We start from the raw sequence: 257 nt of genomic DNA, 5'->3' as shown, positions 1-257 counted from the left end.
GCTACGACGTCTGGTACACGATGAAGGATGCGGATGGGGATGAGAGCATTGCCAAGCTGACCATCAACATCAAGGGGGCGGATGACAGCTCGAGCGTGGTGACGGCAGCGGCGACGGGGCCGGACCATCAGGTGTACGAGTCGGGCCTCAATCCGGACGGGTCCAATGCGGCGGCCAACACGGAGACGGTGAGCGGCAGCTTCACGGTCTCGGCCACGGACGGGATTTTGAATGTGGTGATAGGGGGAACCACCTAC

Annotated in this window: 1 protein-coding gene; it reads left to right on the top strand. The window is 62.3% G+C overall.

The features are described from left to right. Positions 1-20: 20 nt before the first annotated feature. The coding region (locus KW824_RS20740) for a hypothetical protein (protein ID WP_218410898.1) at positions 21-257 on the top strand (237 nt) is incomplete at its 3' end.

This window comes from Aeromonas sp. sif0611, from assembly GCF_019218845.1.
Taxonomy (GTDB): domain Bacteria; phylum Pseudomonadota; class Gammaproteobacteria; order Enterobacterales; family Aeromonadaceae; genus Aeromonas; species Aeromonas media.
This window is presented reverse-complemented; position numbering and strand designations above follow the sequence as displayed.